Origin of the sequence: Limnoglobus roseus (assembly GCF_008254045.1) — a bacterium.
Lineage (GTDB): Bacteria > Planctomycetota > Planctomycetia > Gemmatales > Gemmataceae > Limnoglobus > Limnoglobus roseus.
In genome coordinates this window covers 5,888,790-5,907,049 of sequence record NZ_CP042425.1, presented here as the reverse complement: position 1 = coordinate 5,907,049, position 18,260 = coordinate 5,888,790, and the positions used below count along the sequence as shown (strand labels likewise).

Sequence of the window (18,260 nt, the reverse complement as noted above, 5' to 3'; positions counted from 1 at the left end):
AGCCAGACTTGGGCCATCGTGATCCCGTTCGGCCCGTGCGGATTGCGTAAAACGATCAACACCGAAGGGGCTGAGGAGTGGGTATGCTCGGTCTGCGGATGCGATACCTCGGGCCGGTGACGCTCATCAGCTTGTGCCTGATGACGCTCTGCGCGTTTACCGCCATCTCCCTGTTCACACAGCAAGCGACCATCACTCGTGTGCTTCGAGAAAATGTCGAGAGTCAGCGAGTCGCCATCGAACTGGAGCAGTGCCTTCAAGATCTGATCGTTCTTGAGGACGACCGGGTCGAAACCGTGCGATCCCTCCACGATCGGGTCCGCGGCCTGCTGGCGAGCCTGCTCTTGGCGGCCGATCAACCGGAAGAAATGGAACTCTATACCCAAATCGTCTCGTCCTACGAAAAGTACCTCGAACAGTGGCGCGGACTTCCCCCGCCGATTGACGCGGGCCACGAGGAGGCCCGCCGCCTCGCGACCCGCCGTCTGGAAACCGACGTGCTCAAGCGGTGCGAGGAATTCGAACACTACAACAGCGGGCGGGTAGAGCAGTCGGCCGAACACCACGAGCGCGTCCTCCGGCAGCTCGCCTGGGGTATGGGCGGCGTCGGCGGCCTAGGTGGCGTGGCCGGGTTGATCCTCGGCTTCGGCGTCGCCCGCAGCCTCAGCCGGTCGATCCGACGGCTGCAAATTCAGTTGCAAGACGCGGCGGGGAAGCTCGGCCCGGACCTGCCGGAAATCGTCCTGACGGAAGAAGGGGATTTCCAACACCTGCACGCCGAGGTCGACCGCCTCAGCGAGCGGATCGAGCAAGTCGTCCGCGACCTTCAGCAGCGGGAACACGAAATCTTGCGGGCCGAGCAGTTGGCAGCCGTCGGTCAATTGGCGGCGGGGGTGGCCCACGAAATTCGGAACCCGCTCACGTCGATCAAGATGCTCGTGCAGGCGAGCCTGGAAGACGACGAATCGATGTCGCGGGAAGACTTCCGCGTCGTGGAGGCGGAGGTCCGCCGGATGGAACGGTCGTTGCAAACGTTCCTCGACTTCGCCCGACCGCCGAAGCCGCAACGGAAGACGATCGCCCTCCAACCGCTGATCGAAGACGTCTTCGAACTGGTCCGCCCGCGGGCGGAAAAACAAAAGATCCGCCTTGAGAAAGCGTTGGAGAACCCCACACTGGTCGGTGACGCCGAGCAGTTGCGGCAAGTGCTGGTCAACCTATTTCTGAACGCGCTCGACGCGATGCCCAACGGTGGCACACTGAAAGTCTCCGTTCAGTCGAACCTGCCGCACGTGGAGATCGAAGTCGCGGACACCGGCCCCGGCATCCCGAAAGCGATCTTCCCGCGGCTGTTCGAACCGTTCGCCAGCACGAAGGACACGGGTCTGGGCTTAGGCCTGGTGATCTCGAAGCGCATCATCGAAGATCACGGCGGGGTAGTGAACGCCGCGAACCGCCAGGGCGGTGGGGCCAGCATCTTCATCCGACTGCCGGGGGTGGTCAATGGCCAACATTCTTCTCGTTGACGACGAAGCATCGATCCAACACGCCTTCCGCCGCGCGTTTCGTGACGCCGACGTAACGCTGACCACCGCGTCCACGTCGGGCGAAGCCGCCGCGGCCTTCGAAGCAAACCGGCCGGACGTGGTCGTACTCGACATTCACCTCCCCGACTCGACGGGTCTGGACACCTTCCACCGGTTGCACGCCATCGACGCGCGGATTCCGATCGTCCTCATCACAGGGCACGGCACGACGGAACTGGCCATCGCCGCGATGAAGGAAGGAGCGTTCGACTTCCTTCTCAAGCCACTGGAGTTGGCAGACGTGCGGGAGTTGGTGAACCGGGCCATCCGGTCGAGCCAACTCATGCGTGTACCGGCTTCGCTGCCAGAAATCGAGTCGCGCTCGACTCAGGGCGATTTGCTGTTGGGCCGGTGCCCCGCGATGCAGGACGTGTATAAGGCCATCGGCCGGGTCGCGGCAACCGACGCCACTTCGCTCATCCTCGGCGAGAGCGGGACCGGGAAGGAACTGGTCGCCCGCGCCATCTACCAGCACTCGCGGCGGAGTCAGCAGCCGTTCCTCGCCGTGAATTGCGGAGCCATCCCGGAAAACCTGCTGGAAAGTGAACTCTTCGGCCACGAGCGGGGGGCGTTCACCGGGGCCGACCGGAAGCGAATCGGCAAGTTCGAGCAAGCCAGCGGCGGCACAATCTTCCTCGACGAAGTCGGGGAACTGCCGCTCATCGCCCAGGTCAAAATGCTCCGCGTCCTCCAGGAGCAGCGGTTCGAGCGCGTCGGCGGCAACGAACTCGTCCAAACCGACGTGCGGGTCATCGCGGCCACGAACGTGGACCTGGAGAAATCCGTTCAAGAGGGACGCTTCAGGAAGGACTTATTTTTCCGCCTAAACGTCTTTTCCATCACACTCCCGCCGCTGCGGGACCGCGGGGACGACCTCCCGTTGTTGGTCGAGTATTACATCCACCGCTACGCCGCCAGCCTCGGCAGTCCGGTGCAACAGGTCACCCCGGAAGCCCTGGAGGTCCTGCGGGCTTACCCGTGGCCGGGGAACGTGCGAGAACTCCAAAGCATCTTAAAGCAAGCCCTGCTCCATGCACGGGGTCCGGTGTTATTGGCTGACTTTTTGCCGGCCCAAGTGCTGACTCGCCCGGCGGCCACAAGCGGGGGCGGGGCGCGGTTCGACTGGGATACGTTCGTCAACGAGCGGATTGCGGCCGGCTCCGAAACGCTGTACGCGGAAAGCTTGGCGAGGATGGAGCGGGAAATCTTGATCCGCATCCTCCAACACACGAACGGGAACCAACTTCAGGCGGCCCGAATCCTCGGTATTACACGGGGGAGCCTGCGGAACAAAATCCGCTTACTCGGCATCAACATTGGCCGGGAAGTGTGGTCGGCGAACGACCAACCTGATTCGTGATCGACCGAAAGTTAGAGCTACTGTTCGCTGTCTGGGCTGGATTTCCAGTGCTTCCGACGAAATTTCCCCTCTGGCACTCCCCTTGCTTTCGTTTGCTTCCGCCGAACGTCACTGACGTTGGTTGAGTCCCCGCCGTATTGCCGATTTCTTCGTCACTTGAGCTTGGTCTGGGCGGATGTCGAGCTGGGTGACAGGCAAAAAGCGTACGACGGGGACTCAACTAACCTCGGTGGCATCCGCCAAATCGGATTCATATTCCGGGATCTACGCTTGAACAAATCCGCGAAGGTCGCCCCTGGGAGCGATGTCGCTCCAGGCTTTTTTGGCAACATTCGCTTCGACGCGATTGCTGGTTTCCTCGTCTTTCTGATCGCCATGCCGTTGTGCCTTGCCATCGCACGGGCCAGCGGTTTCCCGCCGATTTCGGGCATCTGGACGGCGGTCATCGGCGGCATCCTGACCTCCCTCATTAGCAACTCGCAATTGACGATCAAAGGCCCCGCCGCCGGGCTGATCGTGATCGTGTACGGTGCCGTAACAGAACTCGGGGCCGAATTCGGGGCCGGGCTTTCCGAAACGGACCGGGCGTACCTGGGTTACAAACTCACGCTCGGCATCGGCGTGACGGCGGGCGTCGTTCAGATTCTCTTCGGCTTGATCCGGGCCGGGCGGTTGGTAGACGTGTTCCCCCTCACGCCTGTTCACGGCATGTTGGCGAGCATCGGCATTAGCATCATCGCCAAGCAGGTGTACGAGGTTTGCGGCACGACTCCGACGAAGGGTGCCGGCCCGCTCACCCTGATCTCGGAATTTCCCGAGAAGGTTCGCGGTTTCAATCCCGAGATCGCATTCATCGGAGTGATCGGGCTAGTCATTCTGTTCGGACTGCCCTTTCTTGCGAAGCGAGCGAAGGCAAAGGCGATCAAGAAGGTTCCCGGCCAGCTCATTGTGTTGATCGTCGCGATTGCCTTCAGTGCGTACTTCGACCTGGAACACCAGCACACGTACCTCTTCCCGAACAAGTTCTTCGACAGTGAACACCCCGCGGTGCACGAGGTCGGTCCGCGGTTCCTGGTCGACATGCCGGAAGTCTTGAAGAACCCGAAAGCGGCCTTCGCCTTCCCCGATTTCAGCGGCCTGGCGACCGCCACCGGCCTGACGTACTTGTTGCTCTTCTCGCTCATCGGCAGTTTAGAGTCGCTCCTCAGTGCGAAGGCCATCGAACTGATCGACCCGTGGCGGCGGAAGACCAGCTTCGACCGTGACCTCCTGGCCGTGGGATTCGCAAATACGCTCGCGGCCGCCGTTGGTGGCATGCCGATGATTTCCGAGATCGTCCGCAGCAAGGCGAACATCGACAACGGTGCCCGATCGCGGGCGGCCAACCTCGTTCACGGGTGCTGCCTGCTCGCGTTCGTACTCGCATTCCCGAATGTCATCCACCAGATTCCGCTAGCCGCCCTCGGGGCGATTTTGGTCTTCACCGGCTTCCGCCTCGCGTCGCCGAAGGAATTCGTGCGAACCTACAAGGTCGGGAGCGAACAGTTCGTCGTCTTCGTCGGGACGATCATCGCAACCCTGGCCACCGACCTGCTCATCGGCATCGCGATCGGGGTCGCCCTCGAAATCCTCTTCCACCTGTGGAACGGTGCCCCGGTCACCGGCTTCCTCAAGTCGGACATCGAGGTGGTGCCGGAAGGGGATGCCCTCGTGATCTTGGTCGTCAAGCAGGCGGCGGTCTTCAGCAATTGGCTCGCCCTGCGGAAGGCGATTGTCACACAGGCGGCGGGGCGGGATGAGGTCGTCATCGACCTGTCTCACACGCGGTTGGTGGACCACAGCGTGATGGAGAAACTGCAGGAACTGGAGTCCGAACTCCAGGCCACCGGGAAGGAACTCCGATTGATCGGCCTCGACGAACACCAAGCCCTGTCGAGCCACCCGCTCGCTGCGCGGAAGAAGTCGGGCGGCGTGCCGATCGTGCCGACAACTGTGGCGTAAGCCCGGTCGAACCGCTCCTTCGCCACCGCACTTCACCGGAACCCGTCAGCCTTTCACCGGGATCAGCGCCATTCCGACGATGGCCAAGCCCGCACACGACAGCAAACCGAGTAGTAACAACCAAGCCACGGCCGTGCCCGTCAACACGTTGGCGACTTGGCCGCGTGGACGATCCGGGTCGTCGTCCCACTCTTTTTTCGGCTTCCGGGTCGGTAAAGGCTCGTCTTCGTCATCCCTTCGCTCGTCGGGTTCTTCGCGCTTCGGCCGCGGCCGCGCCACGGGAAGAGGTGGCGGATCAAGCGCGGCCGGCACGTCGACGATCGCTTCACAGTCGGCACAGCGAATTTTCTGACCCGCGAACTCGTCCGGGGCCGGCAGCACGGCCCCGCACGTCGGGCATTTGACTTCGATTGCCATGACGGTCTCCGGGAGGTTCTTCGGGGCGGCAATCACGGAAGGTTGGGTGGCGCGACGGGCATCACTCGGTCCGGTTGCGGGGCGGGTGGCACTTCTGCGGGGATGAAGGCCGTTCCGTCATTCTTTCGCGAAGCCCCCCACCCGGCGTACGCCAAGACTCCGAGTCCCACCGTCCCGGTCACGAGGAACAGAGACAGCCACTTGAACGCCGTGGGTGTCAGCACCGATTCCCGCCGTCGTTTGGCAATCGGGCGGCGTTTCGCCGAAGTTCGGGCCTTCGGTTCGTCGTCCGGTTCCGCGTCATCCTCTTCGCGAGCCTTCCGCGCCTTGGGAACGGGCACTTCGGGCTTGGGTGCCGGCCGTTCTTTCGCCGCAACGGGGACGGCAACGGGCCGGGCACGCGGGGCCTTCGCTACGGGCACGTTAGGGGCCGCCTCCGCCCGCGCGGGCACGTTCACCACCCCTTGGCAGCCGCCGCATCGCACCGATTTTCCCGCATATTCGTCCGGGACGGGCAGAGTAGCCCCGCACTGTTGGCAGGTCGCGTTGATCGGCATGAATCGGCTACTCCGGGGCGACACTATCGCTCGATATTGTAACTCACCTTCTCCGATTCCGCTTCCCGAAACTCTCGGCCAACGAAGGGTGCCCTCGTCAGTTTCGAACGGTGACGGTTCGCGGTTGGAGTGTGCCTCCCCCGCCCCGCGCGGTATCCTGAACGACACCGAATTTGAGGACTCCCGATGCGTAAAACCTCCGCTCTCCTTTTCCTGGCCTTGTCGGTCGGCGCCGGGCGTGGGCAACCCGTACCGGCCCCAGCCGCCCCGGCCGCGGTCAAGCCCCACGAATGGCCGAAGGAGGTCGGCGGGAAGGACTTGAAGGGCTGGCTCGCAGAGCTGAAAGACTCTCCAGACGGGGCGATGCGCGAGACGGCGATCAAGGCGATCCCGCTGTTCGGCCCGCCCGCGCGGAAAGAGTCGTTGCTGCCGCTGATGACCGCCGTGCGAAAGGAAACAGACCCCGGCGTGAAGGTCAGTTTGCTCGTCGTCCTCAGCAGCATCGGGGCAGAGACGTCCGACGAGGGCAAGAAGCTGGTGGACCTCCTTAAAGTGATCCTCAACACGTCGCCGCAGGGCAGTCCGTACAAGCTCCAAACCGCTCGCGGACTGGCGAACTATGCCATTTACGCGAACGATGCCCTGTCGGAACTGAGCAACGCGATGGAGGATCCGTCGTGGGAAACCCGCCGGGCCGTAGCGCAAACGATGGGGCTGATCGGCCGGCCGAACGAAAAAAAAACGTCCCCCAGCCGGCAGGCGCTCGACGCCATCTCCAAGCGCATCCGACACGAGAAGTCGGTGCCGGTGCGGTTGGAGTTGGTCCAGGCACTCGTCGTCATGGGGCCGCCGGTGGTGGAGAACCCGACCGAATACCCGACCGTGATCGGCCCGTACTTCCGGGCGGTAAACGACCAATTGAAAGACGAGAAGGATAAGGCGATTCAGGTCTGGCTGAACGTGCTGCTCATGCTGTACGACGGCTCGCAGTTGAACGACGCGACGATCAAGAAAATCGCCGACTTCATCCCGGCGGCGGACGTCGGCGGCCGCATCGCCGCCCTGCGGGCGCTGGCGCTCCTGAACGAGCGGTCGAAGCCGTTCGTGCCGATCATGGTCGACGCGCTCAAGTCCGACGACACCGGCACGGTCGCGGAGGCGATGAACGCCCTGGCGGCCCTGGAAATGCTGGCCCGGCCCGCCCTCCCGGAGTTGGAAAAGATCAAGGCCACGTCGAAGGACGAGGGCTTGAAGGATCTCGCGGGCCAGGCCATCGACATCATCAGCGGCAAGAAGGCGGCCGCCCCCGCGCCGGTCGCCCCACCGCCGGTGAAGAAGCCGTAACCCACCGGCTATTTCTTCATCAGGTTCAGGACGGCCATGCTCATCGTGCGGACGCCGGTGCGGAGGCTCGGTTCCGGGGCCGGGGCGTAGCTGTCCGAGTGCATCGACGGCAGGGGCTTTCCGGCCGGCCGTTCCGACTCCGCGAAGCGATCGTCAGGAATCGTGCCGAGGAAGTACATGAAGATCGGCACCCCTTCGCGACCGTAACGCCCGAAGTCCTCGCCGCCCATGATCGGCGGCCGCTCGATGACGTTCTTGTCGTCGAGGATTTCGCGGAACACCGCGATCGTCTTCCGCGTTAGGGCCACGTCGTTGAGGGTCGAGGGGGTATACTCGTCGAGGTTCACCTTCACGGTCGGGGCCGGTGCCCGCGCCCCGTCGGCGGCGGCCTTGCAGATGCGGTCGATCGCCTTCAAGACGTGATCGCGGACGGTGTCCTTCGTGCTGCGCACCGTGATTTGTAACTTCACCTCGTTCGGGATGATGTTGTGCTTCGTCCCGCCGTGGATCGAGCCGACCGTCACCACGGCCGGGTCGGTCGGGTTCACCTCACGGCTCACGATCGTTTGCAAGTCGAGCACGATCCGCGACGCCAGCACAATCGGGTCAATCGTCGTGTGCGGCGACGCGCCGTGCCCGCCCCGGCCGTAGACGGTCACGTCCACGGTGTCCACGTTGGCGAGGGCCAACCCCTCGCTGTAGCGGACCGTGCCGATCTTCGCGAGCGCGTCCGAGTGCAGAGCCAGGCAATAGTCCGGCTTCGGGAACCGCTTGAACAGGCCGTCTTCTAGCATCGCCCGCGCGCCCGCGCCGATCTCCTCGGCCGGTTGTGCGATCAACATGAGCGTACCGGCCCAGCGGTCCTTCAGCGACGTGAGCACACGGGCCGTGCCGATGAGGTTCGCCATGTGAATGTCGTGCCCGCAGGCGTGCATCACGCCCACGTCGATGCCCTCGCGGTTCTTCGTGCGAACCTTCGACGCATACGGTACGCCGGTCTGCTCTGTCACCGGCAGAGCATCCATGTCGGCCCGCACGAGAACTGTTGGGCCGGGGCCGTTCTTCAAGACGGCAACCACGCCCGTGCCGCCGACCTTCTCCGTGACGGTGAAGCCGAGGCCGCGCAGTTCCTCGGCAATCTTGGCGGCCGACTCCACCTCGTGCAGCGACAACTCGGGGTGCGTATGGAAGTGCGTGTAGAGGCCGATCAGACTCTTGATCTCAGTCTCGACCTTGCCGTCCACGAGGGCCAACAACGGCTTGACGTCGGGCTTCACCGCCTCCGGCTTGGGCGGGTCGGCCGACCCGGGTCGTGTGGCGAGCAAGAGCAGTGAGATGAGCAAGATGTTGCAGCGCGTCATTCGCGTTCCTCGTGGTGGAGAGGGAAGCGTTGACGATACCGGACATTCGAGCGGTGCGAAAGAGTTAAACCGCGGCGAGGACGGGGCCGAAGGTTTTCGCGATCGACTCTGGCGTGAGCACCTCTGCCGGCTTCCCCTCGGAGATGATCCGACCGTTGCGCAGGCACAGGACGCGGTCGGCGAAACGGCTCAGCGTGTTCAGGTCGTGGGAAACGAGGATGATCGTGGTCCCCGACTGATCGTTAATCTCGGCAAGAAGGCTGTTGAAGCTCTCTTGGTCCTTGAAGTCGATCCCAGCGGACGGTTCGTCGAGGAGCAATAATTCCGGCTTCGGTTCCAGGGCGAGCGCTAGCATGACGCGCTGCAACTGCCCGCCGGACAGGCCGTCGATCGGCACGTCCAGCAACCGCGGCGGCACACCGACGCGGTCGAGCATCGGCGTCATCTTGCGAATGACTCGGCTCGATACGCCGAAGAAGATTGGCCAGCGCTGCAGGGTTAACCCGAGAAGGTCGCGAACGGTGATCGGCAGCGACGCCTCGATGCTCAAGCGTTGCGGCACGTAGCCGACGTGGTCCGGCCGCGGCTTCGAGTGATCTTCGCCGCACGCGAACTGAATAGTGCCGGTGTAGCGGAACTCACCGACGAGGGTGCGCAAGAGCGTGGACTTGCCGCACCCGTTCAGACCGACGATGGCGGTGATTTTGCCGCGTGGGATGTCACACGACAAGTCGGAGAGAATCGGCCGGCCGCCGCGGTTGACGCACAATTTGCGAATCGCAACCGTCGGCGGTCCGGTGTCTTCGACCGGCAGGTGGATCGGCATTACTTGAGCGCCTTCGCGAGTGCTTCCAGATTCGCCCGCATCTTGGCCTCGTACCAACCGGCGTTGAACTCGCCCTCGGCCGTCGTCTCAAGCGGGTCCACAACGATCATCTGCACGTCGCTCAAGCCCTTCACCTTCAGGGCGTCGGCGACGGCCTTCGCCGACGTACCCGAGCCGTACTGCGGTTCGATGGCGATGACGCGGATTTTCTTCTTCTCGCAGCGATCCATCAAGGATGTCAACTGCTTCTGCGTCGGCTCTTGGCCTGGCACGAGTTGGATCACTTCGGGGGCCTTCAGGCCAAAGTTCTTCGCGAAATAGGACAGGGAATCGTGGAAGCTGATGAACTGCTTCTCCGACTTGTCCTTCATCATCGCCTGCCCGTCGGCCTTCACGTTATTGAGCTTCGCGATGTAGGCGGTCGCACGGGTGGCGTAATTGTCGGCGTGTGCCGGGTCGCGTTTCTGGAGATCGTCGCGGATCGCTTCGACCATTTTCACGGCCTGGTCGATCCCGAGCCAGACGTGCGGGTCGAAATCGCCGTGCTCGTGGTCGTGCTCCCCTTCCTTGCCGTCCTCGTCCTTGCAGCAGTCACACCCGCCCATCAGTCGCATGTTTTCGGGCAGCAGGTCGCCGAGAGCGACGACGGGCACTTGCTTGCTCGTCGCCTTCTGTATCGTCTTCACGTTCCGCGTCTCAAGGCCGAGACCGTTGGTATAAACCACGTCCGCGCCGGCGAAGAGTTTGACGTGGCCGGGGTTGTCCTTGATGTGGTGCGGCCCCTCGTCGCCGAAGAGGACTTGCACGTTCGCGTCGTCGCCGGCCACGTTCATCACGAGGCATTGAATCGGGGCGAACGAGGCCAAAACTTTCAGTCCCGGCTTCGCCGGCCACGCCGGTGATTGGTCCGCGGGCGAACACCCGACGGTAACGGCGGTGAGCAACGCAGACACGACGAAGAAGGCCGCGGCAATCGGACGACGTGACATGGTAAGCCAACCTGTTATCGGGGCTAACGAGGTAATACCAGAGATATGATACCTACGCCGAACCACGCCTGCAAGTTCGCGCGGAGAATTCTTTTCGAGGCCGGAAGCACTCGCCGGGCAGTTACGCGGGCACCGGCACGGCCAGCCGACCGGCTTCTTTCACCAGTAGTTGCCACGTCCCGTCCGGGATCGTGATGCCGGTCGCGAGCCGGGTTCGCTTCGTGTCACGTTCGGGATCGCCGGGCAACGTGATCCGGTCCACGCCGTCCGCCCGGGGGCAATCGCGGACGTAGGTCGTCAGGCCGGTCGTTGCGTTCAGGAAGTGTTCCGCACCACCGAACAGGGCCGGGTTCAGTACCACGAACACGAGCGTGTTGCCGATGCCCGCGAGGGGTGCCCCCGGATTGCTGCACGCCCCGCCGGAGAGACCGCCCGCGAGCAGGTCGAGCAAGAGGCCGAGGCCGAATCCCTTGTACGCCTGCGAGCCGCCGAACGGCAGGATTGTGCCGCGCGGGTCTTGATACAGCACGGCCGGGTTGGTCGTCGGCTGACCCTCGGCGTCGATCAGCCAGCCGGCGGGAGCGGGTTCGTTCTTTTGGAAGTGAACACGAACCTTCCCCTCCGCGGCCACGCTCGTCCCGAAGTCGAGGACGACGGGGTCGGTCGCGGTCGGCACGCCCATGCAAATCGGATTCGTGCTGATCCGCCCTTCCCGCCCGCCCGGCGGCGCGACTCGCCGGCCGGCCCCGTGAGAGTTCACCGCGGCGATGAGCGCTAGCCCCTTCGCGGCGACCGTCTCGGCGTACTCACCCAGTCGCCCGACGTGGCCGCTGTTGCGGAGCGTGCCGGAGGCAACGCCGAGGGTTTCCGCCTTCCCCGCCAGTTTCGCAAGGAGCCGGTGCGCCTGAACTTGTCCCAGGCCCCAGTTCGCATCGGCGGCAACGACGGCCGGGGTTTCGTTCAGGACGTCGAGTGGGACGTTCGCCCGGTACTTGCCCTCGTTCAAGAACTGGAGATATTGCGGGACGCGCATCACGCCGTGTGAGTCGTGGCCACAGAGGTTCGCATCGACGAGGTGGCGACTGACGACCCTCGCGTCGTCGGCCGGCACGCCGGCGGCAACGAAGAGTGACTCGGCGAAAGCCGTCAATGGTTCTGCTTGGAAGGTCGGCATACAACACCGGGAGAGCGTGGAAGGGTAGAGCCAAGTTACGACCTGCCCTTGCCCGCGGCATCGCACCCGCACCCCCGAGGAAGACCGATGGCCTTCAACATCACGACGGCCGAAGTTCAGGCCGGCGACCGCAAGGGAACAGCCTACGTCCTGGCCGACGCCACCGGCTGCGTGCGGGCAGAGGTGTGGCCGACACACGGCTTCAACTGCCTGCGGTGGCAGGTGCGGGCCGATGGCGGACCGATGGAAGACATCCTGTTCACGGCCCCCGACTGGGACCAAAACCCCGTGCCGACGCGGAGCGGGCACCCGGTGCTGTTCCCCTTCCCCAACCGGATGCGGGCAGGCTGCTTCACGTTCCAGGGGAAGGAGTACCAACTCCCGCTGAACGAATCGAGCGGCAAGCACGCCATCCACGGCTTCACGCCGCGGATTCCGTGGCGGGTCGTCGATCACGGTTGTTCGGCCGATTCGGCCTTCGTGACGGGGGAGTTTCAAATTTCGAAGGACGCCCCGCAGGCGGTGGACTACTGGCCCGCCGATGCCCGCTTACGGTTGACCTACCGCCTGAGCGCGAAGACTTTGCGAGTGGAAGCCGTCGTGGACGCGGCCGATGGGAAGGACCTGCCCTTCGGGATCGGCTACCATCCGTACTTCCGCGCCCCCGGTGGGGTCGAAGGAATCGCGGATTGGGTCGTCACGGCTCACGCCTCGACCGTCTGGGTATTGGAAGAGGGCCTCCCGACCGGGCAGAAAATTCCGGCCCCGGAACAGTTGGACTTCCAGTCCGCCCGGTCCGTTGACGGCGTGGTGCTCGACACCCTTTACGGCACGCTCTCGCCAAAGAAAACGGGCAACGATCCCCTCGAAGAAGTCGCCCGGCTGGAAGCCGCTGCGGGTTCGACGCGGCTCGTCGTGGCCGTGGACCCGGTCTTCCGCGAACTGTTGCTGTTCACGCCCGCGCACCGCAAGGCAGTCGCCATCGAGCCGTACACTTGCGCGAACGATGCCGCCAACCTTGAGGCGAACGGCACCGACGCGGGGTGGCGAGTTCTGCCCGCAGGCGAAGTCTTTCGTGCGAGCGTGGAGTACCGATTGGAGCCGCGAAATAGTTCCGCTTCGTAACACACGTTAACATCACTTTGCGCCGGATTCGACTGAATCCGAAAACTTACAACGCTCGGGGCCACGGGCCGCGGTGTTGGCTTGCTCGGGTTGTGTCTCCGACCTACGGTTCGGTACGCCCGATGTAAGACCACGACCGCGACCGTAGGCAGGCCCCGATGGGTTGGCTCAATAAGTCGAAACGCACCCCGACCTCGATTCCGCCGACGCGGCAGAGCATCATCGGCCACCGCGTCCTCGGCCACTTCGAGCTGCTCCAACTGATCGGCGAGGGGAGCAACGGCGAGGTCTACCTCGCCCGGCCGACGGAGTTCGCGGACCAACAGGTCGTGGTGAAGCGGATCAAACCGCACCTCGTCGCGAACCCGCGGTTCCGTCAGTTCTTCGACAGCGAAGTCGTGTCGATGACGCGGTTCAACCACCCCTACGTCGTACAGCTCTTCGACGCCTCGCTCGACGACCCGATCGGCCCGTGCCTCGTTCTCGAATACGTTCACGGCACCACCCTCGAAGACCTGATTCAACAGTACCCGCGGTGGCACCCGCGGCGGATCGCGAAACTCGTCGGTCAACTCTGCCACGCGCTCCAGGCGGCCCACGACGCCGGCATCATGCACCGCGACTTGAAGCCGGCGAACATCATGGTGACGGGGTTCAATACGCCCAACGAAGGCGTGAAGGTGATGGACTTCGGCTTCGCCGGGTTCACCGAGCGGCCGCACATCCCCATGTCGGAGTTGACCGACGACGGCACGGTCAGCGCGCTCGGCACGCCGGCCTACGTCAGCCCCGAGATGGTCCGCGGCGACAGCGTCGACCACCGCGCCGACCTCTACGCCGTCGGTGTGATGCTGTTCGAGATGTTCACCGGCCGCCTGCCGTTCGACTACCCGACCATCAGCCAGATTGTCCTCGCCCACGCCCAGCAACCACCGCCACGGTTCTCGCGATTGGACGTCCGCGACGTGTCGCCCGCCGTCGAGGGCGTCGTCCAATGCGCTCTGAGTAAGTTCGCCAGCGAACGGCACCCGACGGCCCGCGAATTGGCCCGCCACTTCGGGCAGGCGGTCGGGCAAGAGATTTGGCACGAAACGGCCCCGGCCGATCAATCGACGTTCTGCCCCGGCCAGCAGACGCTCTCCATGACCATCGTCGACAAGACGATGGTGGACATCCCCGCCCCCGGTTCGCTGGAAGACCAGTTCACGTTCTTCGACAAGTTCGAGGCAATGCTCTCGCCGAAACTCGCGGCCATGAAGATCAAGGGGTTCGTCGCCGAAGTGAACGGCACCGTCCTAGACAGCCAGCCGGGCCACGTCAAGATGCACCTCGGCCTGCCGCCCGACTGGAACGGCAAGCCGACGCGAAGCGGCGTGATCGGCTGGCTCACGCGGCGGACTCAAGGCGTGCAGCGCGGCGAAGAGCCGATGGAAGTGAACTTGCAGATGCAAAACACCGACGCCAACCGGGTGGCGGTGTGCGTCTCGTTCCACCCGATCAAGGACTTCATGCCGGACGATCTGGCCGTCTGGCAAGAGCGGTGCGAGGACATCTACAACGTCCTCCGCATGTTCCTGATGGCCGTGTAATCCTCGGCAGGCGTTGACGCGGCCGTAGACTAACGGGATGAGTGACAAGCCACCCACCGCCCTACCGACCGTTCGCCTCAAGATCGAACGCCGATCGTCACACCCGTGGATTTTCCAAAAGATGGTGGAGAAGCCGCACACGCGGTTACTCGGCGGCACCATCGTGGACATCGAAGACCGCGGCGGCCAGTGGGTCGCCCGCGGGTTCTACAACGGCCACTCCCGCATCTCCGTCCGCGTCCTCACGAGCAACCGCGACGAGCAGATTGACGCCGACTTCTTCCGCAAGAAGATTCGCGCCGCCGTCGCCTTGCGGAAGGACATGCTTCAACTCGACCGTGTGACGAACGCTTACCGGCTCGTCCACTCGGAGGCCGACGACCTGAGCGGCCTCGTGGTCGACAAGTTCGGCTCGACCATCGTCGTCGAGTTCTTCGCCGCCGGCATGTTCCGCGTGCGACAAATCATCATCGACACGCTCGCGGCCGAGTTCCCCGACTCGAAGTTCTACTGGTTCGCGGAAGAGCACGTCGGCAAGCAGGAATCGTTCGACTGCCGCAGCCCGGAGCCGCCGCCGCCGGAGGTGATCCACGAACACGGGTTGAAGTTCCGCGTCGCGCCGGGGACGAAGCACAAGACTGGGTTCTTCCTCGACCAGCGAGACAACCGCAAGTTCCTGAGCGAGTTCTGCGGCGGGAAGCGCGTCCTCGACATTTGTTGCAACACCGGCGGATTTGCCGTGTACGCGAAGGCGGCCGGCGGTGCGAGCGAGTCCATCGGCCTCGACCTTGACGAGCAGGTCATCGAGTTGGCGAAGCAGAACGCGAAGTTGAACGGCGTGTCCGTGCGGTTCATTCAGTCCGACCTGTTCCCGTGGCTGCGCGACGCCATCCCGAACGGCGAGCGGTTCGACGTGGTCGTCCTCGACCCGGCCAAGCTCACGCGCGACCGTGAAGACGTGGAGGGGGCACTGCGGAAATACACCGACATGAACCGCCTCGCGATGCAGGTCGTCTCACCGGGCGGCGTGTTCCTGTCCTGCTCGTGTACCGGCCTCGTGAGCGAGCCGGACTTCCTAGAAATGCTCCGTCGGGCGGCCTGGCAGGCCGGGCGGCACTTACAGATTTTCCGGGTCAGCGGCGCGGGGGCCGACCACCCGTTCCTGGCCCACGTCCAAGAGGGCCGGTACCTCAAGGCCGTCTTCGCCCGCGTGTCATGATTCCACCCCTTTCGCGTCGCCGTCACTCGCCTTCTGCGGGAACCCGTAGGGGCAGTGGCGGCAGCGGTTCTCGCAACAGTACCCGCGTTCTCGCAAGAACAACGCGGTGAAAACCCACTTCCCGTTTTCCAGGTAATAGTCACGGTTCTCAACGAGCGGGCGGGGCGTCGGCTTTTCGTCCATCGCTGGCCCGCTCCGTATCATGAGCGGAAGAGAAAGGACTTCTTCCATGCTCGTGCGATCATCCGGACTGTTGCTCCACCCGACCAGTTTACCCAGCCCGTTCGGTGTCGGCGACATCGGGCCGACCGCGTACCGGTGGGTGGACACGCTCGCGGCCATGAAGCAGTCGTGGTGGCAAATCCTGCCCCTCGGGCCGACCGGGTTCGGCGACTCGCCGTACCAGTCGTTCTCGGCGTTCGCGGGGAACGTCAACCTCCTCAGCCCGGAACTGCTCGAGCGCGACGGACTGCTCCCGGCGAGTGCGTGGTCCGGCCGGTGGTTCCCCGACGAACACTTCGACTCGGTCAACGTCGTGCCGTTCAAGGCCGGCCTGTTGCAGCAAGCGTGGCAGCACTTCCACGCCGGGCACGCGCCGAAGTTGCGGACGCTCTTTGAAGAATACTGCCACCGCGAGCAGCAGTGGCTCGACGATTACGCGCTGTTCATGGCCGTCCGCACGGAGTTGAAAGCCGTGCCGCTCGTGAAGTGGCCCGCGGACTTGATCCGGCGGGAGCCGAAAGTCCTTCAGGCGGCGAAGGCAAAGCTGCGGAACGAGATCGAACTGCACCAGTTCTGTCAGTTCCTCTTCGACCGCCAGTGGACCGCCTTGAGGGCCTACGCCGCGGCCAAGAAGATTCGGATCATCGGCGACATCCCGATCTTCGTCTCGGGCGACTCGGCCGACGTGTGGGCGAACCCGAAGCTCTTCCTCGTGGACGGCCTCTGCAAGCCGTCGGTGGTCGCGGGCGTGCCGCCGGACTACTTCAGCGCCGACGGCCAGCACTGGGGGAACCCGATCTACGACTGGAAGGCGATGCACGCCGAGGGTTACGCCTGGTGGATCGCCCGCGTGCGGCAAACGCTCAAGCAAGTCGACTTGATCCGCCTCGACCACTTCCGCGGTTTCGCCCAGGCGTGGCACATCCCGGCGGCCGACACAAACGCCCGCAACGGCAAGTGGGTGGACGGCCCCGGGCGTAAGCTGTTCGACGCGATCCAAGCCCGCCTCGGTTCGCTGCCGTTCATTGCCGAAGACCTTGGCGTCATCACGCCGGACGTGGACAGCCTTCGCGAGTCGCTCGGCCTGCCGGGGATGCGGGTGCTCCAGTTCGCGCTCGACACGCCGAAGAACCAATACCTGCCTTGCAACTACGTGCCGGACACGATCGCGTACACCGGCACGCACGACAACGACACCACCGTCGGCTGGTGGCGGACGCTCAACGGCCACGACCAGACGATGGTCGGCGAGTACATAGGCCACTGGGTTCACGAACCGGCCTGGGAGATGATGCGACTGGCGTGGGGGTCGGTCGCGAAGATCGCCGTTGCGCCGGTGCAAGACGTGATCGCCGTGGGCAGCGAGGGCCGGATGAACGTGCCCGGCAAGGCCGCCGGCAACTGGAAGTGGCGGATGCGGTGGGCCGACCTCCCGTTCGGCTCGGTGGACCGCGTGGCCGACCTGACAATGCGGTTCAACCGCGTCCCGGCGGAGCCGAAGTTGTCGAAGGTCTGAAATCGGCGGGAATAAATTCCCGCCTCGCACGTCGTTCTGTTGGACACTTTCTCCCTTCGATTCCGGGTGTCGTCATGTTGCACCGATCCGCGTGCGTCATCGCGCTTTTCGTCGTGACTTTCGCTTCGGGCTGTAGCGGGCCACCCGGCAACAGTCCCGCCGCGGCGAAGAAAGCGCCGGCACTGGACGAAATGAAGGTCGCGCCGCCGGCCGCCCCACCGGCGGCCGGCGGCGCCGGCAACCCGGGCCCGGCGAACGAGGTCGCTGCCGAGCGGAAAATCATCTTCAGTGGCACGCTCGACGTAGAGGTGAAAGACTTCGGCACCGCCCAGCGGGAACTGGCGGGCCTGATGCAGAAGCACAAGGCGTACTTCGCGAAAACGGAAATCCGCGGCGATTCCGGGCAGAAGCGGGTCGGCACGTTCACGATCAAGGTTCCGGTCGAGAGCTTTCAGCCGCTCGTCGAATCGCTCGCGGCCCTCGGCAACCCGCTTCGCAACACCACCGATTCTCAGGACGTGACGGAAGAGTACGTGGATGTCGAAGCCCGCGTGAAGAATCTGAAGGCCGAGGAAGAGGTGATGAACAAGTTGCTGAAAGAGGTCGGCTCACGGCTGGACGACATCTTCAAGATTCGCGAACAGATCCGCACGAACCGTGAGCAGATCGAACGGGCCGAGGCCCGGCTGCAAGCCCTCGGCAAGCTCACGTCGCTCTCAACGATCTCGCTCACGCTTCGCGACAAGGAGGAGTACGTCGCGCCGACCGCGGCAAAGGTCAGTGAGCCGCCGTCGTTCGGGGAGCGGGCGACCGGCACGTTCGCCACCTCGTTCGGCATGCTCCGGTCGTTCGGCGAGACGGTCTGCCTGTTCGCGATTGCCGTCTTCCCGTGGCTGCCACTGATCTTGGCACTCGGCGGGGCCGCGTGGTACGCCCGGCGACGGGTTCTGCGGACCGCCCCGGCCGCCGGCTGA

Annotated in this window: 16 protein-coding genes; 9 read left to right on the top strand and 7 right to left on the bottom strand. The window is 64.2% G+C overall.

Annotation, left to right across the window (positions count from 1 at the left end):
- Nucleotides 1-83 precede the first annotated feature (83 nt).
- From PX52LOC_RS24890 to PX52LOC_RS24880, 3 genes are all read left to right on the top strand, one after another.
- The gene (locus tag PX52LOC_RS24890; protein ID WP_149112621.1) at nucleotides 84-1,526 is read left to right on the top strand and encodes a sensor histidine kinase; all 1,443 of its coding nucleotides are present in this window, start codon (nucleotides 84-86) and stop codon (nucleotides 1,524-1,526) included.
- Nucleotides 1,504-2,946, top strand: coding sequence for a sigma-54-dependent transcriptional regulator (locus tag PX52LOC_RS24885; RefSeq protein WP_149112620.1), 1,443 nt, complete (start codon nucleotides 1,504-1,506; stop codon nucleotides 2,944-2,946). The genes PX52LOC_RS24890 and PX52LOC_RS24885 overlap by 23 nt, the downstream gene beginning before the upstream one ends.
- A 270-nt stretch (nucleotides 2,947-3,216) precedes the next feature.
- On the top strand, nucleotides 3,217-4,947 hold the full coding sequence (locus tag PX52LOC_RS24880; protein ID WP_246173459.1) for a SulP family inorganic anion transporter: 1,731 nt from the start codon (nucleotides 3,217-3,219) through the stop codon (nucleotides 4,945-4,947).
- A 45-nt stretch (nucleotides 4,948-4,992) separates the two neighbouring features.
- Here the strand turns inward: PX52LOC_RS24880 and PX52LOC_RS24875 are convergent, their stop codons facing one another.
- Both PX52LOC_RS24875 and PX52LOC_RS24870 read right to left on the bottom strand, forming a co-directional pair.
- Nucleotides 4,993-5,364 (bottom strand): hypothetical protein, encoded by a 372-nt coding sequence (locus PX52LOC_RS24875; protein ID WP_149112619.1) that lies wholly within the window; start codon nucleotides 5,362-5,364, stop codon nucleotides 4,993-4,995.
- A 32-nt stretch (nucleotides 5,365-5,396) separates the two neighbouring features.
- Nucleotides 5,397-5,921 carry a hypothetical protein gene (locus PX52LOC_RS24870; protein WP_149112618.1) on the bottom strand — a complete coding sequence of 175 codons (525 nt, stop codon included), beginning with the start codon at nucleotides 5,919-5,921 and terminating at the stop codon, nucleotides 5,397-5,399.
- Nucleotides 5,922-6,107: 186 nt separating this feature from the next.
- Between PX52LOC_RS24870 and PX52LOC_RS24865 the strand changes: the two genes are divergently transcribed.
- Nucleotides 6,108-7,265, top strand: coding sequence for a HEAT repeat domain-containing protein (locus PX52LOC_RS24865; protein ID WP_149112617.1), 1,158 nt, complete (start codon nucleotides 6,108-6,110; stop codon nucleotides 7,263-7,265).
- An 8-nt stretch (nucleotides 7,266-7,273) separates the two neighbouring features.
- Here PX52LOC_RS24865 and PX52LOC_RS24860 read toward each other — a convergent pair whose 3' ends face one another.
- From PX52LOC_RS24860 to PX52LOC_RS24845, 4 genes are all read right to left on the bottom strand, one after another.
- Nucleotides 7,274-8,626 carry an amidohydrolase gene (locus tag PX52LOC_RS24860; protein ID WP_149112616.1) on the bottom strand — a complete coding sequence of 451 codons (1,353 nt, stop codon included), beginning with the start codon at nucleotides 8,624-8,626 and terminating at the stop codon, nucleotides 7,274-7,276.
- 64 nt (nucleotides 8,627-8,690) lie between these two features.
- Entirely contained in the window at nucleotides 8,691-9,452 is a 762-nt protein-coding gene (locus PX52LOC_RS24855) for a metal ABC transporter ATP-binding protein (protein WP_149112615.1), read from the bottom strand.
- On the bottom strand, nucleotides 9,452-10,441 hold the full coding sequence (locus tag PX52LOC_RS24850) for a metal ABC transporter substrate-binding protein (RefSeq protein ID WP_149112614.1): 990 nt from the start codon (nucleotides 10,439-10,441) through the stop codon (nucleotides 9,452-9,454). The genes PX52LOC_RS24855 and PX52LOC_RS24850 overlap by 1 nt, the downstream gene beginning before the upstream one ends.
- A gap of 121 nt (nucleotides 10,442-10,562) precedes the next feature.
- Nucleotides 10,563-11,591 (bottom strand): Ldh family oxidoreductase, encoded by a 1,029-nt coding sequence (locus PX52LOC_RS24845; RefSeq protein WP_246173458.1) that lies wholly within the window; start codon nucleotides 11,589-11,591, stop codon nucleotides 10,563-10,565.
- 111 nt (nucleotides 11,592-11,702) lie between these two features.
- Here PX52LOC_RS24845 and PX52LOC_RS24840 point away from each other — a divergent pair, with 111 nt between their 5' ends.
- The 3 genes from PX52LOC_RS24840 (at nucleotide 11,703) to PX52LOC_RS24830 (ending at nucleotide 15,548) form a co-directional block, all read left to right on the top strand.
- Nucleotides 11,703-12,740 carry an aldose 1-epimerase gene (locus PX52LOC_RS24840; RefSeq protein WP_149112612.1) on the top strand — a complete coding sequence of 346 codons (1,038 nt, stop codon included), beginning with the start codon at nucleotides 11,703-11,705 and terminating at the stop codon, nucleotides 12,738-12,740.
- 158 nt (nucleotides 12,741-12,898) lie between these two features.
- Nucleotides 12,899-14,329, top strand: a complete 1,431-nt coding sequence (locus PX52LOC_RS24835; protein ID WP_149112611.1) for a serine/threonine protein kinase — start codon at nucleotides 12,899-12,901, stop codon at nucleotides 14,327-14,329.
- 37 nt (nucleotides 14,330-14,366) lie between these two features.
- Nucleotides 14,367-15,548, top strand: coding sequence for a class I SAM-dependent rRNA methyltransferase (locus tag PX52LOC_RS24830; protein ID WP_149112610.1), 1,182 nt, complete (start codon nucleotides 14,367-14,369; stop codon nucleotides 15,546-15,548).
- Here PX52LOC_RS24830 and PX52LOC_RS24825 read toward each other — a convergent pair.
- Nucleotides 15,543-15,731 (bottom strand): DUF5522 domain-containing protein, encoded by a 189-nt coding sequence (locus tag PX52LOC_RS24825; protein ID WP_149112609.1) that lies wholly within the window; start codon nucleotides 15,729-15,731, stop codon nucleotides 15,543-15,545. The two genes, PX52LOC_RS24830 and PX52LOC_RS24825, sit on opposite strands and share 6 nt — an antisense overlap.
- Nucleotides 15,732-15,777: 46 nt before the next feature.
- Between PX52LOC_RS24825 and malQ the strand changes: the two genes are divergently transcribed.
- Both malQ and PX52LOC_RS24815 read left to right on the top strand, forming a co-directional pair.
- Nucleotides 15,778-17,286, top strand: coding sequence for a 4-alpha-glucanotransferase (malQ, locus tag PX52LOC_RS24820; protein ID WP_149112608.1), 1,509 nt, complete (start codon nucleotides 15,778-15,780; stop codon nucleotides 17,284-17,286).
- Nucleotides 17,287-17,360: 74 nt separating this feature from the next.
- A complete protein-coding gene (locus PX52LOC_RS24815) occupies nucleotides 17,361-18,260 on the top strand; it encodes a DUF4349 domain-containing protein (RefSeq protein ID WP_149112607.1) in 900 nt (299 codons plus the stop codon).

Excerpts from the sequence above, each read along its gene's own strand:
- PX52LOC_RS24870 (WP_149112618.1), bottom strand. The coding sequence starts at position 5,921 with ATGCCGATCAACGCGACCTGCCAACAGTGCGGGGCTACTCTGCCCGTC.
- PX52LOC_RS24835 (WP_149112611.1), top strand. The coding sequence starts at position 12,899 with ATGGGTTGGCTCAATAAGTCGAAACGCACCCCGACCTCGATTCCGCCG.
- PX52LOC_RS24855 (WP_149112615.1), bottom strand. The coding sequence starts at position 9,452 with ATGCCGATCCACCTGCCGGTCGAAGACACCGGACCGCCGACGGTTGCG.
- PX52LOC_RS24840 (WP_149112612.1), top strand. The coding sequence starts at position 11,703 with ATGGCCTTCAACATCACGACGGCCGAAGTTCAGGCCGGCGACCGCAAG.
- PX52LOC_RS24850 (WP_149112614.1), bottom strand. The coding sequence starts at position 10,441 with ATGTCACGTCGTCCGATTGCCGCGGCCTTCTTCGTCGTGTCTGCGTTG.
- PX52LOC_RS24875 (WP_149112619.1), bottom strand. The coding sequence starts at position 5,364 with ATGGCAATCGAAGTCAAATGCCCGACGTGCGGGGCCGTGCTGCCGGCC.
- PX52LOC_RS24825 (WP_149112609.1), bottom strand. The coding sequence starts at position 15,731 with ATGGACGAAAAGCCGACGCCCCGCCCGCTCGTTGAGAACCGTGACTAT.
- PX52LOC_RS24860 (WP_149112616.1), bottom strand. The coding sequence starts at position 8,626 with ATGACGCGCTGCAACATCTTGCTCATCTCACTGCTCTTGCTCGCCACA.
- PX52LOC_RS24830 (WP_149112610.1), top strand. The coding sequence starts at position 14,367 with ATGAGTGACAAGCCACCCACCGCCCTACCGACCGTTCGCCTCAAGATC.
- PX52LOC_RS24890 (WP_149112621.1), top strand. The coding sequence starts at position 84 with ATGCTCGGTCTGCGGATGCGATACCTCGGGCCGGTGACGCTCATCAGC.
- malQ (WP_149112608.1), top strand. The coding sequence starts at position 15,778 with ATGCTCGTGCGATCATCCGGACTGTTGCTCCACCCGACCAGTTTACCC.
- PX52LOC_RS24865 (WP_149112617.1), top strand. The coding sequence starts at position 6,108 with ATGCGTAAAACCTCCGCTCTCCTTTTCCTGGCCTTGTCGGTCGGCGCC.
- PX52LOC_RS24815 (WP_149112607.1), top strand. The coding sequence starts at position 17,361 with ATGTTGCACCGATCCGCGTGCGTCATCGCGCTTTTCGTCGTGACTTTC.
- PX52LOC_RS24885 (WP_149112620.1), top strand. The coding sequence starts at position 1,504 with ATGGCCAACATTCTTCTCGTTGACGACGAAGCATCGATCCAACACGCC.